Source organism: Paenibacillus sp. PDC88 (genome assembly GCF_900106725.1).
Lineage (GTDB): Bacteria > Bacillota > Bacilli > Paenibacillales > Paenibacillaceae > Paenibacillus > Paenibacillus shunpengii.
On record NZ_FNNT01000008.1, the window covers coordinates 226,056 to 240,863 of the forward strand.

The 14,808-nt window shown below is 45.6% G+C and carries 15 protein-coding genes, 1 rRNA gene and 1 other annotated feature; all 16 genes read left to right on the plus strand.

Annotated elements, in window-relative coordinates; translation table 11 throughout:
• The first annotated feature begins 1 nt into the window (after position 1).
• Positions 2–1,183: an FtsW/RodA/SpoVE family cell cycle protein gene (locus BLW49_RS22320; RefSeq protein WP_076315142.1), complete on the plus strand. Its 1,182-nt coding sequence runs from the start codon at positions 2–4 to the stop codon at positions 1,181–1,183.
• Between the two features lie 110 nt (positions 1,184–1,293).
• Positions 1,294–2,196, plus strand: coding sequence for a M23 family metallopeptidase (locus tag BLW49_RS22325; protein WP_076315143.1), 903 nt, complete (start codon positions 1,294–1,296; stop codon positions 2,194–2,196).
• The gene (locus BLW49_RS22330; RefSeq protein ID WP_090726941.1) at positions 2,189–3,040 is read left to right on the plus strand and encodes a M50 family metallopeptidase; all 852 of its coding nucleotides are present in this window, start codon (positions 2,189–2,191) and stop codon (positions 3,038–3,040) included. The genes BLW49_RS22325 and BLW49_RS22330 overlap by 8 nt, the downstream gene beginning before the upstream one ends.
• 70 nt (positions 3,041–3,110) lie before the next feature.
• On the plus strand, positions 3,111–4,301 hold the full coding sequence (locus tag BLW49_RS22335) for an Rne/Rng family ribonuclease (RefSeq protein WP_076315145.1): 1,191 nt from the start codon (positions 3,111–3,113) through the stop codon (positions 4,299–4,301).
• A 74-nt stretch (positions 4,302–4,375) separates the two neighbouring features.
• Positions 4,376–4,463, plus strand: a sequence feature (ribosomal protein L21 leader region).
• A gap of 13 nt (positions 4,464–4,476) precedes the next feature.
• A complete protein-coding gene (rplU, locus tag BLW49_RS22340) occupies positions 4,477–4,788 on the plus strand; it encodes a 50S ribosomal protein L21 (RefSeq protein WP_076315146.1) in 312 nt (103 codons plus the stop codon).
• A 13-nt stretch (positions 4,789–4,801) separates the two neighbouring features.
• Complete coding sequence (locus BLW49_RS22345) at positions 4,802–5,140, plus strand: ribosomal-processing cysteine protease Prp (protein ID WP_076315147.1); 339 nt, start codon at positions 4,802–4,804, stop codon at positions 5,138–5,140.
• An 18-nt stretch (positions 5,141–5,158) separates the two neighbouring features.
• On the plus strand, positions 5,159–5,470 hold the full coding sequence (rpmA, locus tag BLW49_RS22350) for a 50S ribosomal protein L27 (RefSeq protein ID WP_047914282.1): 312 nt from the start codon (positions 5,159–5,161) through the stop codon (positions 5,468–5,470).
• Positions 5,471–5,668: 198 nt separating this feature from the next.
• On the plus strand, positions 5,669–6,406 hold the full coding sequence (locus BLW49_RS22355; protein ID WP_076315148.1) for a Spo0B domain-containing protein: 738 nt from the start codon (positions 5,669–5,671) through the stop codon (positions 6,404–6,406).
• Positions 6,407–6,419: 13 nt separating this feature from the next.
• Positions 6,420–7,730 (plus strand): GTPase ObgE, encoded by a 1,311-nt coding sequence (obgE, locus tag BLW49_RS22360; RefSeq protein WP_076315149.1) that lies wholly within the window; start codon positions 6,420–6,422, stop codon positions 7,728–7,730.
• Between the two features lie 157 nt (positions 7,731–7,887).
• Positions 7,888–8,325, plus strand: a complete 438-nt coding sequence (locus BLW49_RS22365; RefSeq protein WP_076315150.1) for an ACT domain-containing protein — start codon at positions 7,888–7,890, stop codon at positions 8,323–8,325.
• A 35-nt stretch (positions 8,326–8,360) separates the two neighbouring features.
• Positions 8,361–9,647 (plus strand): homoserine dehydrogenase, encoded by a 1,287-nt coding sequence (locus tag BLW49_RS22370; RefSeq protein WP_076315151.1) that lies wholly within the window; start codon positions 8,361–8,363, stop codon positions 9,645–9,647.
• A gap of 34 nt (positions 9,648–9,681) precedes the next feature.
• Entirely contained in the window at positions 9,682–10,644 is a 963-nt protein-coding gene (thrB, locus tag BLW49_RS22375; protein WP_076315152.1) for a homoserine kinase, read from the plus strand.
• Entirely contained in the window at positions 10,641–11,513 is an 873-nt protein-coding gene (pheA, locus tag BLW49_RS22380; protein WP_076315153.1) for a prephenate dehydratase, read from the plus strand. Before thrB ends, pheA begins: the two co-directional genes overlap by 4 nt.
• A gap of 19 nt (positions 11,514–11,532) precedes the next feature.
• Entirely contained in the window at positions 11,533–12,420 is an 888-nt protein-coding gene (gene ilvE / locus BLW49_RS22385; RefSeq protein ID WP_090726943.1) for a branched-chain-amino-acid transaminase, read from the plus strand.
• Between the two features lie 187 nt (positions 12,421–12,607).
• Positions 12,608–14,218 carry a LysM peptidoglycan-binding domain-containing protein gene (locus tag BLW49_RS29410; protein WP_076315155.1) on the plus strand — a complete coding sequence of 537 codons (1,611 nt, stop codon included), beginning with the start codon at positions 12,608–12,610 and terminating at the stop codon, positions 14,216–14,218.
• Between the two features lie 397 nt (positions 14,219–14,615).
• Positions 14,616–14,808 (plus strand): 16S ribosomal RNA (locus tag BLW49_RS22395); the annotation flags it as partial.

Genomic DNA, 14,808 nt, shown 5'->3' on the forward strand with positions numbered 1-14,808 from the left:
TTTGCTTCGCAAATGGAAAGAGCTGGACTGGCCGCTAATGGCAGTTCTCGTTTTATTTATGCTGGTAAGTACGATGGTTGTACATAGTGCCATTATTCCAACACCCGAATTTGAGGGTTATGATATTAGGACAGCGCTCTTTTACATCCTAGGCTTCATTATTGTGCTGGGTATCGCGTTGGTCGATTATCGGGCACTGCTAAAGTATAGCTTCGTTATATACGGTATAGGCTTGATTATGATCATTCTCCTGTTCTTTATTGGAGCCGAAGTGAATGGTGCGAAGAGCTGGTTCAAGCTGCCGGGAGGATTACTGTTCCAGCCCGCCGAATTGGTCAAGCTGGTGCTTATTCTCGTCTGTGCATACATGCTCGGCAAGCGTGGTGGAGAGCCGCTGAGATTCAGGACGGATATTATTCCAGCCGCTCTCATTGTCCTCGTTCCTTTTGTGCTCGTGCTGATTCAGCCGGATTTGGGAAATGCCATCATTTATTTGGTTGTATTTGTCGGGATGCTGTGGATTGCGGGAACGAGGTATAAGCATGTGTTGATTGGCATTACGACAGTGCTTGCCGCACTGATCCTATTTGTCACCTTGTTTAATACCTTTAATGATCAGATCAGAGCAACGCTTGAGGAACAGAATCGCTTGCACTGGTATCAGCGTATCAATACCTTTCTCAATCCGGGAGAAGCTTCGAGTGATGATAGACATCAATCCAGCTATGCCATCATTGCGATTGGCACCGGCGGACTGGCGGGGGATGGCTTTAAACAGGGTGAACTCAAGAACAATCATTTTATCCCGTATCCCTATTCGGACTCCATATTTGTGGTCATTGGTGAAGAGTTTGGATTTTTGGGAAGTGCGTTTGTTCTGCTCATGTATTTTGCGCTGATCTATCGTTTGGTCCGCATCGCAGCAGCTTGTTATGATAAACGAGGAGCCTATATTATTATTGGGATTGCCACGATGTTTATTTTTCAGGTATATGAAAATGTAGGTATGATGGTAGGCCTAATGCCGATTACAGGCATCACACTGCCCTTTATTAGCTACGGCGGGACATCCCTTCTCATCAATATGCTCAGTATCGGAATTGTCATGAGCATTAAGCTGCATCAGGATAAATACGATCTGCAAAATAACGAAACCACAACGACAACAGCACCTGGGCTTTAGAGCTCATGGTGCTTTTTTTGTATATACGCTCGAAGGCTTGTTCATAATTGCTCGTCCCTATTCATAAGATGTAACAGTTAGAGTGAATCCTCACAAGGAGGACAAAAGGGATGAACATTAAAGCCAATATTAAACAGCGGAGACAGGAACGGATCAGACAGCTTCTTGATGTCGAAGCTACCCACGAGAAACAGAGCTTAAAGACCATAGAACATGTACGGCCTATAGACAGGAGAAGGGTGCCGCAGGCAGAACAGCATCCTCCCTTTTTTCAATCGGTTGATGAAGCAGATATAAATACAGCTGAGCGAGATCCTGAGCTGTTGTGGAAGAAGGATCGCAGAAGATGGGCAGAGGATGACAACACTTATTTCGATGGCTCTGATCCTCAGCCGCGTTTTCTAAACGGACTGCTTAAGCGGATTGTAATCAGCGGCATATTATTTGGTGCGATCTGGGGCGCGTTTCAGTGGGATGCTCCTTTTTTGGAAAGAGCCAAGTTTTTTGTGGCAGACAGCCTGCATCAGGAAATGGATTTTCAAGCAGCGGCAGCCTGGTACACAGACCATTTTGGCAGCACGCCTTCCTTTTTGCCGATCTTTCAAAATGATGGCGCTTCTCCACTGAAAGTGACAGCTTCCCGCAAATTGTCTCCTCCCATTGCAGGTACAATCGCTCAGCCCTTTGCTATAACGATGGAAGGGGTGGAGATTGTACCCAATTCTGAGGGTGGAGGCGTTTTTCAAGTTGACAGTATTGATGCAGGACGAGTTATCCAGGTCATTAACAACCCTGAGACAGGTACGACGGTAGTTGTTCAGCATACGGGCGGGCTTACAGGCATCTACGGACGTCTTGCAGAAACCAAGCTGGAGACAGGCTCCTGGGTTGAAGAAGGCGGGAAGATCGGTCAGATCCCAGCAGGCACATTAGAGCATGATCAGACTTTGTACTTTGCAGTAAAGGATGGGGACACCTATATTGATCCAGCGGAAGTGATTGCTTTTGATTAATGTAATGGGGATCCGGCTATCCCTGCATCCGGTATTTGTTCTTGTCATGATGCTCTCTGTAGTAACAGGTCGATTTATTGAGCTGTTAACGTTATTCGCCATCGTATTTATTCATGAGCTCGGTCATGCAAGCTGCGCTTTGTTACTAGGGATTCGGGTTACCTCCATTCAAATGCTTCCTTTTGGGGGAGTTGCAACGATTGAGGATCGGGGAGATTTGACGGCCAGAAAAGAAATCCTGATATCACTTGCGGGCCCCCTCCAAAATGTAATGATGATTGCGGCAGCTTATGCCATGAACGCCACAGGTATGTGGGATGGACAGTTTTTGCGTTATTTTATCTCCTCTAACGTAATCATTGCTTTATTTAACTTGCTGCCGATTCTGCCATTGGATGGCGGGAAGATCATACAAGCCTTGCTGAGTATCTTTCTTCCTTATCACAGGACACTTCTCATTACTTATAAAATAAGTATCATTTTCAGTGCAATGATGCTGACCTATGCATGTTTGCCGCTAATGCGGGGACAGGAAATGGTTGATCTCAACGCAGCTATGATGGGCTCTTTTCTCCTATATTCCAACATCGTGGATTTTCGGAATATCCCTTATCGATTCGTGCGCTTTTTGATGAACAGGGATATTCTTTTTTCGGCCCATGCCTCTTCCGGGAGCTTGGCTCAGCCAATAATTTCGATGCCAGCGAAACCTTTGGACAATATCTTGCGTTTATTTAAGAGAGAGAAATATCATATGATATACGTGATGGACAAGCATGGGAATATTGTTGGCGTTCTGCCAGAGCAGCGCATAATCAAGTCGTATTTTGATAAAAGAACGTAATTTACAAAATAGGAGAGCGCAAACGAATGCCACTATCTTCTCTCTAAAAGAGTACTCTAGAGGTGAAGCCATGAAGCAAACGATTGTGAACTGTGAACCAAATCTGATTCGAATGGCTCTTCTGGAGGAAGGTAAAGTAGTTGAATATGCAGCGGAACGGGCGGGTGAAAGGGGACTGCTCGGTTCCTTTTTTAAGGGACGTGTAGTCAATGTGCTTCCAGGTATGCAGGCTGCGTTTGTTGATATCGGGCAAAAGAAAAATGCCTTTTTATATATCGATGATGTACTGCATCCCAACCTGGACAAGCAGCCTAAGATCAAGCCGGCCATTACAGAGCTACTTTACGTGGGTCAGGATATTATCGTTCAGGTGTTCAAGGAGCCTGTGGGCGGAAAAGGGGCAAGAGTAACAACACACTATGCATTGCCCGGGCGCTGGATCGTTTATATGCCTACGGCAGGATATATAGCGGTATCCAAGAAAATTGCAAAAGAAGGTGAGCGATCTCGTCTCAAAAGTATTGCTGAACGTTGTAAACGGGATGAAGAGGGGATGATAATAAGAACGGTTTCTGAGCATGAAAGTTTGGAAGCCATTGAAGGTGATGTCATTCAGCTGCGCAAGGTATGGCAGAGGATTGAACAAAAAGCCAGCATGAACAATGCTCCGCGGCTGCTGCATCAGGATCTCAGCATTCTGCAAAGATTCATTCGGGACAGTTATACGGCTCATAGTGATGAATTTGTAATTGATAACGAGCATCAGGCCAGAGAAGCCAAGCAGTTCTATCAGGATGTTGCTTTTAATGGAGTGCCTCATTTTCATATTTATCGCGGGGATAAGCCTGTTTTTGAAGCGTATGGAGTTCAGGAGCAGCTGGTAAGAGACTTCAAAAGAAAAGTGTGGCTTGAAGGTGGCGGTTATGTCGTCATTGATCATACCGAAGCTCTGACCGTCATCGATGTCAACACGGGTAAGTATATAGGTGGTCGAAACCTGGAAGAAACAGTAACGAAGACGAATATTCAAGCAGCGATTGAAATCGCCAGACTGATCAGACTTCGAGATATCGGAGGAATTATCATTATTGATTTTATTGATATGGAGTTTGATCGACATCGGGATGAGGTTATGCTGACACTGGAGCGAGAGCTGCAGAAGGATCGCACCAAATCTCACGTGGTAGGATGGACAAGGCTTGGTCTGCTGGAGCTTACCCGCAAGAAGGTAAGGGAAGAGAGCAGCCTGTTGCTGGAGTGATTATTGCAAAATGATTGATTTCAGAATAGACTCATGATATAATCTTCAGGTATGTGTCTAGTATTAAGTTGCTGCACATGCTGTAACCGCTCCGATCGGGTTCTGAAGCATTCTGTTTTTTTGAGGCAGGATCACCTGGATTAGGCGAGTCTGAGACATGAGGAGGTGCAAGCAAATGTACGCAATTATTGAAACTGGTGGTAAACAGTACAAAGTTCAAGAAGGCGATGTTCTTTTCATCGAGAAATTGAACGCTGCAGACGGTGAAACAGTAACGTTTGACCGCGTGTTGGCTGTTTCTAACGACAACGGTTTGACTGCAGGTACACCGGTTGTTTCCGGCGCAACTGTAACAGCGACTGTTGAGAAGCATGGCAAAGGCCAAAAGGTTGTTGTATACAAATACAAGCCTAAGAAGAACTACCATGTGAAACAAGGTCATCGTCAACCTTACACTAAAGTAACTATCGGCAAAATCCAAGCGTAAGTAGGTGTAAACAGTGATAACTGTCCACATCTTTCGTTTGAGTGACGGCAGCATTCGCGGCTTTTCCGTGAAAGGTCATGCGAATTATGCTAAAGCTGGTGAAGATATTGTATGTGCGGGAGTTTCCGCAGTGACGGTTGGTACGGTCAATTCGATTGAGACACTTACAGGTGTTGAGCTCGATGCCGAGATGGAGCATGGCTTTCTGAGCGCATATGTTCCAGAAGGAGCTAAGTTGTCAGACGATATTCGTTCCCAGATTCAGTTGCTGCTTGAATCACTTGTGGTGATGCTGAAATCGATCGTCGATTCGTACGGAAAGTATATTCAGATAAAGCAGCATAATAACTAAAGAAGGAGGTAGACTACAATGTTAAAATTGGATCTTCAGTTGTTCGCATCCAAAAAAGGTGTGGGTTCCACAAAGAACGGTCGTGATTCCCAGTCCAAACGTCTTGGCGTTAAGCGTGCAGACGGTCAGGCAGTTTCTGGCGGAAGCATCCTCGTTCGTCAACGTGGTACTAAAATCCACCCAGGAACGAACGTAGGAATCGGTAAAGACGATACTTTGTTTGCGAAAGTAGACGGCGTTGTGAAATTTGAACGTTGGGGCCGCGATCGTAAAAAAGTGAGCGTCTACCCTATTGAAGTTGCTCCTGTAGCAGCTGCAGTAGAAGCGTAATAGGCATTTCGCCTAAGGAGCCTTCGGCATGTTTGCCGGAGGCTTTTTTTATTCAGGCCATCGCTCTACCCTGGTTCGTTTTCAAATGAGTGAAGATGTTTTTGTTTTTTGGTACTGTTTGGTAACTTCGTCTGTGATATACTGCCTTTATGACCTTTATATTATAATGGGGTTAACATTGATGAACGGGGAGAAGTCATGAATTACTGGAAAAAAGTGCCCTTAGCGGTATCTTGTTCGGTCATATTTCCGTTAGTTTTGGTGATCATCTCTAAGACTCTGATCTCTTGTATTTTGCTTGCCTTTTGGTTAGGAGCTGTTCTTTTTTATCTCTTTAAGACTGTGGACAAGCAGCTTGAGGAGCAGCGGCACCAAACGCAGCAGAGAATGGAAGATACAGCGATATCCGTGTTAAATCATCACAGACATGATTGGATGAATGACCTCCAGGTGTTGTATGGATATATTCGTCTAGGAAAGAATGATAAATCAATACAAACGGTGGAAAGAATAAAGGAGAGAATGACGGAAGAGAGTAAGATTTCCAAGCTGGGCGTGCCGTCTCTCATTTTTTATTTGCAGTCGTATCGAATAAGCGGCAGTCCTGTTGTTCTAAGTGTTGAAGTGGAGGACGGATTGCGGCTGGACACCTTGATTTCTCCCGAGGACGGTGAGATGCTGACAGGGACGATTGCGGATACAGTCAGGGCTTATCAGTTCAGCAACCGATCGTCTTGGGGAGAAATTCGTCACCTGTTAATTCGGTTTGGTCAGGATCAAGGGGATGTTATTGTACGTTTCGAGGGAGAGAGAATAGCATCTGAATCAGAAGCATGGAGTAATTTGTACACGATGAAGCAAGGAACCAAGGTGATAGCAGAGCCGCCTGCGACAGGGGATGCGCTCATTCAATTTCGTGTGACTTGTGGGATATAAGGAAGGGATAATCATGTTTGTAGATAAAGCGAAGATTTATGTTAAAGGTGGAGACGGCGGAGATGGACTCGTATCGTTTCGTCGTGAGAAATATGTACCTGAAGGCGGTCCTGCTGGTGGAGACGGCGGCAAGGGCGGAAGTGTTATTTTTCGTGTAGACGAAGGTCTGAGAACACTGATGGATTTCCGTTACCAACGTCATTTCAAAGCAAAACGCGGTGAAAAAGGCCGTAACAAAAGTCAGCACGGTGCGAATGCGGAGGATATGATCGTTCGTATTCCACCGGGAACGGTAGTAACGGATGAGGATTCGGGCGAGGTACTAGCTGATTTGACACGCCATGGCCAACAGGTCGTTGTTGCAAGAGGTGGTCGAGGCGGAAGAGGGAATATTCGATTTGCTACTCCGAAGAATCCAGCACCTGAGCTTGCCGAGAATGGTGAAGAAGGGGAAGAACGCTACATTGTACTGGAAATGAAGGTCATGGCCGATGTAGGGCTGGTTGGATTTCCGAGTGTAGGTAAATCTACGCTTTTGTCCGTCGTATCCGGTGCTAACCCGAAGATTGGGGCATACCATTTTACGACGATTACGCCGAATCTCGGTGTTGTTGATGTAGGGGAAGGCCGCAGCTTTGTTATGGCGGATTTGCCTGGGCTGATTGAAGGGGCGAGTGAAGGTATTGGACTGGGCCATGAGTTCCTGAGACACGTTGAGCGTACCCGCGTTATCATTCATGTCATCGACATGGCTGGATCTGAGGGCAGAGATCCGTATGAGGATTTCGTCAAAATCAATGACGAGCTTCGTCAGTACAATGCTAAATTGATGGAACGTCCACAGATTGTGGCTGCGAACAAAATGGACATGCCGGAATCGGCAGACAACCTGGAGAATTTTAAGCAGCAGCTGGCTGCTTCTCATCCCGAAATAGAGATTATGCCAATCTCCTCCCTTACACGTCAAGGTGTGAAGGAGCTTCTCTACAAGGCAGCAGATATGCTGGATCAAATGCCGGAAGAGCTGCATGTGGAAGAAGTGGCAGAAGTAAGTGAACGCAAAGTTTACAAGCTGGATAAAGAAGAAGAGGAAGGCTTCAAAATTGTGCGCGAGAATGAGATGTTCATTGTGGAAAGTCCGAAGATCGAGCGCATGATGAAACGAATGCAGCTGAATTCGCATGAGGCAATTATGAAGCTTGCACGTACCCTTCGCCATATGGGTGTTGATGATGAACTTAGAAAACGTGGTGCGAAGGACGGTACGATCGTTCGTATTGCCGATTTTGAGTTTGAATTTGTAGAGAGCAGCAGCTACTATTAATAAATAAAACGAAATTTACCGTGGGTATCTTCCTTAGATATCCACGGTTTTTTGGAATATGGACAACAAGAGACTCCATTTGTCTATTGCCCTTTTCGATACGATTCGATATAATGTCCACTATATGAATACAATAGTCTTTGAGGAGAGGACGTTTTTGAAAGAACGCTACTATTTAGTACGTGAAGATATATTGCCAGAAGCTGTGGTGAAGACGATGCAGGTGAAGCAGCTGCTTGCTTCCGGTGAAGTGAAGACTGTCCATGAAGCGGCTGAGCGTGTTGGTCTAAGCCGAAGTGCATTTTATAAATATAAGGATGGAATTCATCTGGTCAACCAGCTGGAGAGAGAGCGAATCGTCACCATCTCCATTGATCTGGAGCATGAGTCAGGAATGCTGTCCCAGGTTCTATCGCATGTGGCATCATATGGAGGCAACGTGCTTACCATTCATCAGAGCATTCCGCTTCAAGGGCGTGCGAATGTTGTAATTTCAGTGGAGACTTCTCGGCTCAGCGGAGATCTTGGTGAGATGATGGAGCAATTCGCGCAGGTTCCGGGAGTCAAACGCACACGCTTGATTGGTCAGGGGTAGAGGAGATACTTTAGGTACATAAAGGGGATGAGAAGATGAAACCGATTAAGGTAGGTTTGCTTGGATTAGGAACTGTAGGCACAGGTGTAATACGAATCGTGGAGGGGAACCAGGAGGATCTGAGCAGTCAAGTCGGCTCTCCTATCGTTATTGAAAAAGTAGCTGTAAAAAATCTGGTCAAGGCTCGTAACATTACCGTGGATGCGGATAAATTAACAGAAGATCCATGGGAGGTTATTCTTAACCCGGAGATCGACGTGATTGTTGAAGTTATGGGTGGAGTGGAGAAAACAAAAGAATACATTCTAGAAGCGCTGGAGCGGGGCAAGCATATTGTGACGGCAAACAAGGATTTAATGGCGCTCTATGGTGCAGAGATTTTGGCAAAGGCGGAGGAGAAGCGCTGTGACGTCTATTATGAAGCGAGTGTTGCCGGAGGAATTCCGATTATTCGTACGCTGATTGAGAGCTTCTCGTCTGATCGAATCACACGAATTATGGGAATCGTGAACGGGACCACGAACTTCATATTAACCAAGATGAGTCAGGAGGGAGCTTCGTATGATGAAGTTCTGAGAGAGGCTCAGGCACTTGGTTACGCAGAATCCGATCCGACCTCGGATGTAGAAGGTTTGGATGCCGCGCGTAAGATGGCCATACTCGGTACGCTTGGCTTCCATACGAATGTTGAACTTCGAGATGTGTCTGTCAGAGGGATTTCTAGTGTGACCAAAGAGGATATTGCCTATGCCAAGAGACTTGGATATGAAATGAAGCTGTTAGGCATTGCAGAGAGACAAGATGACCAAATCTCAATCAGTGTAGAGCCAACGATGGTTAGACAGCAGCATCCTCTGGCCTCTGTTAACGGCGTATTTAATGCAGTATTCGTTCACGGTGAAGCGGTTGGCGAGACGATGTTCTATGGAGCAGGTGCAGGTGAGCTGCCAACGGCTACCTCTGTCGTAGCTGACTTGGTATCGGTGATCCGTAATTTGAAGCTTGGAGTAAGCGGTCTGAAATCCATCAGCCCTTATAAAGAAAAACATCTGATCCAAGATGAGCATATTTCATATAAAAACTTCATCCTGCTGCATGTCGATGACAAAGCAGGTGTGCTTGCTCAAATTACACAAATATTTGCGGAGTACGACGTGAGCCTTGCTTCTGTGGTCCAGCAGCCGAATGAACAGAATCCGGATGCCGAGATCATTATTGTTACCCATAATGCCAGCAAAGCAAGTATGGATAAAGTACTCAAGCACTTTGAAACACTTAGTGTTATTCGTAAAGTGAAGAGTGTTTACCGGGTAGAGGGATGAGCTTCCCCCGCACTTTTGAGGAGGACCGAACACAATGAAGAACAGCGTAAGAGTAAGAATCCCGGCGAGCACAGCGAACTTAGGCCCAGGCTTTGATTCATTGGGTATGGCGCTCAGCTTATATTCTTATATAGAGATGAAGAGGGCGGATGATACCTCTATCTCTCTGTATGGCGAGCATTTGAAGGGGATTCCTACGGATAAGACAAACCTTGTGTATAAAGTGGCACAAGCTGTATTTAAACAAGCAGGAATCCATATTCCTGAGCTTGAGATTTCGATGTACTCCGAAATTCCTCTTACACGAGGACTTGGAAGCAGCGCGACAACCATTATAGGTGCTATGGTTGCAGCTAATGAACTTATCGGGTCACTTTTGACGCGGGAAGAGCTGTTCACAATGGCTACACAAATGGAGAAGCACCCGGATAATGTGGGAGCATCGCTTTTTGGCGGATTTGCTGTCTGTGCATGGGATGGTAGTACCGCACATCATCTATCCTTTGATCCGCCTGAACATCTGGAAGTGCTTGTCGTTATACCGCGGTTTGAACTGTCGACAACCAAGGCAAGAGAAGTTTTGCCGAGCGAGCTTTCTTTTCAGGATGCGGTCTTCAATATTGGGCGGACCTCAATGCTGGTTGGTGCCTTAGCGAGTGGTCGTTACGATCTGTTAAGTGCAGCGATGAAGGATAAGCTCCATCAGCCCTACCGGGCTGCACTTGTTCCCGGAATGGCCAAAATACTGGAGGAGGCCCCAAGCAAAGGCGCTCTCGGAGCAGCTCTTAGCGGTGCGGGTCCGACGGTACTTGCTTTCGTACATCAAGAAGAGGCGGATAAGCAAGGTCTTGAAGCTTATATGATTGAGACCATGCGAGCCCAAGGCATTGAAGCAGATACAATGTGGATTAAGCCAGATCTGACGGGTGCACAGCTTGTATCTGACGAGCATCAGGGCACATTTATGGATATGATAAAAGGGGAAGTAAAAGCATGAAACGAGTTGCATTATTACCTGAGGGCACAGTGTCACATGAAGCGCTCGATTTTTTGCTCGCAGGCGAGCCTTATGAAGGCAAACACTTCAAGCTGATATCGGATGTATTTCGGTCTACAGAACGTGGAGAAAGTGATTATAGCGTCATACCCGTGGAAAATACGATAGATGGATCGGTTAGTCTACATATGGATTGGCTTGTGCATGAAGTGGATATCCCTATGCAGTGCGAATGGGTTTATCCTTCTATTCAGAATTTAATTGGTGATCGAGATGAATTTCTGAATACAGCGGGAGATCTAGACTTTACCAAGATACGCAAAATCATGTCACATCCCGTGGCAATCCCTCAATGTCAGCAGTTTATCCGCACGTATGCTCCTCAAGCAGAGCTTGAAAGTGTAGGCAGTACAGCAGAGGCTGTAGAGATTGTGAAGAAGAACCCGGGACAAGGCTGGGCGGCCATTGCTACGAGACTGGCTGCGGCGAAGCATGGATTGGATATTATGGCGGAACGGGTCACGGATCATGATAACAACTACACTCGGTTTGTGTTAATTGGTCCGGATGCAGTTAATCTGCGGCGAGAGGCTGATCATCAGAAGACAAGCATACTTATCACCCCTCCGGAAGATTTTCCTGGAGCGCTTCATCAAGTATTATCCGCCTTTGCTTGGCGCAGACTGAACTTGTCTCGAATCGAGTCCAGACCAACGAAGAAGAAGCTCGGTAACTATTATTTTTATATTGATGTCATGGAATCAATGAATTCGGTACTTCTGCCGGCAGCTATTTCAGAGATTGAAGCTCTGGGATGCCAGGTTCGTGTACTGGGTTCTTATCCTTGCTATGTATATACAGGACAATAATGCGGAGGTGTAACTTGTTATGACAGCAGAACAGTGGATTTATTTAGATGGTCAGTATGTTACGAAGGAAAATGCAAAAGTATCTGTTTTTGATCATGGTTTTCTATACGGAGACGGAATTTTTGAGGGGATTCGGATATATAACGGGAATATTTTTAAATGCAAGGAGCATTTAGATCGTCTCTACGATTCCGCCAAATCCATTATGCTGGATATCCCTTTGTCTTATGATGAGATGCGGGAGGCCATGGCTGAAACCATTCGTCGTAACGAAATGAGAAATGGATATATTCGTCTTGTTGTATCACGGGGTTACGGTAACCTTGGAATTGACCCGCTCCGGTGTGAGAAGGCAAGTGTCGTCATCATTGTGGAAGAGTTGTCCATCTACCCGGAGGAAGCGTATCTAAAAGGCTTAAGAACAATCTCGGTTTCGCAGCGCCGCAATATTCCGGATGCACTTAATCCAAAGATCAAGTCATTAAACTACTTAAACAACGTGCTTGTCAAAATTCAGTCGAATCACGCGGGTGCCGGAGAAGCAATTATGCTGAATTCGCAAGGTTACGTTACTGAAGGTTCATCAGATAATATTTTTATCGTCAAAAATGGGGTTCTTATCACTCCACCATGCTATTTGGGCGCGTTAGAAGGCATTACTCGTAATGCTATTATTGAACTCGCAGACAAAATAGGTCTGCCCTTCAAGGAACAACCCTTCACATTGCATGATGTATATGTAGCAGATGAGGTGTTCTTTACGGGCACAGCTGCTGAGGTTATTGCTGCTTATGAGGTAGATGGCAGAACGATTGGAGACGGTGTCGCGGGTCCGATTACACTCAAGCTGCTTGAGGAGTTCCGCCAAATTGTAGACAAAGACGGGTATAAAGTATTTGCAGAGTAGTGCTGCTCTAAATGAGCAGATAAGATCCTCTTCTTAGCATGTGATCTCTTTTTTTAAAAGGGATTGCTGCTTAGAAGAGGATTTTTTTATAAGAATGATGTCATTTGGGCGGATGCTGCATAGGATGAGAGTAACGAAAGAACGGGCGAATGTCATGCCTGAAGAAACGTGAGGAGGTTTTGGGCCTGTGAAGATCCATATTGTCAAAGAAGGAGATACCTTATATAAGCTGTCCCAAAAATATAATGTATCTTTAGAAACGATGATAAGTGCAAATCCGCAAATTGCAAATCCCAATGAATTAACGATCGGGATGAAAGTCAAGATTCCATCTGCACCGGTAACTACACCGCCAGGAAATACGATTATACACTCCCATACCGTAGTACAAGGAGACTCGCTGTGGAAATTGTCTAAAGCATGGGGGGTTCCTCTGCAGGATTTAATTGCTGCCAACCCGCAGTTAAAAAATCCGAACGTGCTATTAGTTGGGGAAAAGGTGAACATTCCTGCTGGCGTATCCGCTAATAAGGATATGGGAACGGGTACACAAACGAATCCCACCCACATGGGTACATCTCCAAAAACGACAGTGGGAAGCGAGCAGTATACAGGTGTAAAAGAAGAGATCGTTCCGCTCGATGCATTGCCTAACTATCCTCAGCTTCCTGAACTTCCAACGATGCCAGAAGCGCCAGTTGCCCCAAAGGCCGAATTAACGAAGCCAAAGTCAACTGCACCCAAAGCCGAGTTAACCAAACCAAAGCCAGAGCAGCCAAAAGCAGAAGTAACTAAACCTGCACCAACGCCTCCCAAGGCAGAAGAGACTAAACCGAAACCCGTGCCACCCAAGGCCGAAATTACAAAACCGATTGCTCCCGCTCCAAAGCCTGAGATGACAAAGCCTATGCCACCTAAGAAAGAATTCAAGCCAGTAGCCCCGCCGCCAAAACCTTTGCCTAAGCCTGTAAAACAGCCTGAAATGGTTAAACCTATGCCGCTGCCCGCACCCGTTAAAAAACCAGACTACGGTTATTGCGATCCTTGTTACCCATCACACGGAATGATGATGCCATTTTATGAAGATAAGCATTATGGAAAAGGGCATGCTGGACACTGGCCGGGATTCCATCAGCCATATGGTCAGCATCCAGTTGCTCCAATGGGGCATCATGGTCCTCATGAGGGTGCAGTTCCTTATGGTGATCAATCACCTATAGTGCAAGGAGCATATGATCAGACGGACGGATCTTATACCACATACGAGCATGGCGGATATATTGTAGATTATATGCTTGTACATGGAGACCAATATGGAGATTGCGGATGTGGTCAGCCTGTAGCCTTGCCATACAGCTATGCTCAAGCGGAGTCGGATTGGAAGGCGGCAACTGCGCAGAATCAGCAGCCCGCAATGCATCCGCAAGCGTACGGACATCAGCCGCACTACACGAACTATTACAGACCTAATGAATACGGACCTCAAGTTCCGTATGTAGACTATTACAATAACCCCTACAATAATGTTGAAGCACAAGCAGCTGTACAGAATTTTGTGGGTGGAGAGAATGATGCTATCGAGCAGCAAGCAGGTATCAACTTAGATAGCTTAAGCGATCTCCCAAAGATAGAGGATGCAAAGACCTCTACTAAAGCAAAAACAACAATCGGAAAGACTAAGGCTAAGAAAGTGATGGTATCATCCAGTGCCAGGAAGCGTACTTCGTCCAATCGAAATCAAAGCAGCAAAGGATCTGGTTTAAAAAAGGCACGTAGAAATCCATGGCTTAAGAGATAACATAGTGTCTAGGTTAAGCAGCTCATAATGAGCTGCTTAATTTTTATATAAAAGTGTTGCATTAGTTTTTTATATGTGGTATTCTATAATTCCTGTCGCGTTGACGGGGATGAGCGTTGAGAAATTGATAGTTTCATAGAAAAACTTTTTAAAAAAACTATTGACGAAACAACATCATCTATGATATATTATAAAAGTCGCCGCTGAGAGAAATTGAGTGTGGATGACGAAGTTGATCTTTGAAAACTGAACAACGAGTGAGTAGAATTTTGCAACTGCAAAATTCTAAACGCGAGGTTATGGTACAAGTCGTCAGACGGTATAACCGAGCGAAATAAAGAGAACATTACGTTCTCATCAGTTTTTCAAAATGAGCTTAATCGCTCTTTCAATAACTTTATTGGAGAGTTTGATCCTGGCTCAGGACGAACGCTGGCGGCGTGCCTAATACATGCAAGTCGAGCGGACTAAGAGCGATCTTCGGATCGCTCAAGGTTAGCGGCGGACGGGTGAGTAACACGTAGGTAACCTGCCCATAAGACTGGGATAACTACCGGAAACGGTAGCTAATACCGGATAGGTTCTTCTCT

Excerpts from the sequence above, each read along its gene's own strand:
- obgE (WP_076315149.1), top strand. The coding sequence starts at position 6,420 with ATGTTTGTAGATAAAGCGAAGATTTATGTTAAAGGTGGAGACGGCGGA.
- BLW49_RS22325 (WP_076315143.1), top strand. The coding sequence starts at position 1,294 with ATGAACATTAAAGCCAATATTAAACAGCGGAGACAGGAACGGATCAGA.
- BLW49_RS22335 (WP_076315145.1), top strand. The coding sequence starts at position 3,111 with ATGAAGCAAACGATTGTGAACTGTGAACCAAATCTGATTCGAATGGCT.
- BLW49_RS22370 (WP_076315151.1), top strand. The coding sequence starts at position 8,361 with ATGAAACCGATTAAGGTAGGTTTGCTTGGATTAGGAACTGTAGGCACA.
- thrB (WP_076315152.1), top strand. The coding sequence starts at position 9,682 with ATGAAGAACAGCGTAAGAGTAAGAATCCCGGCGAGCACAGCGAACTTA.
- ilvE (WP_090726943.1), top strand. The coding sequence starts at position 11,533 with ATGACAGCAGAACAGTGGATTTATTTAGATGGTCAGTATGTTACGAAG.
- BLW49_RS22355 (WP_076315148.1), top strand. The coding sequence starts at position 5,669 with ATGAATTACTGGAAAAAAGTGCCCTTAGCGGTATCTTGTTCGGTCATA.
- pheA (WP_076315153.1), top strand. The coding sequence starts at position 10,641 with ATGAAACGAGTTGCATTATTACCTGAGGGCACAGTGTCACATGAAGCG.
- rpmA (WP_047914282.1), top strand. The coding sequence starts at position 5,159 with ATGTTAAAATTGGATCTTCAGTTGTTCGCATCCAAAAAAGGTGTGGGT.
- rplU (WP_076315146.1), top strand. The coding sequence starts at position 4,477 with ATGTACGCAATTATTGAAACTGGTGGTAAACAGTACAAAGTTCAAGAA.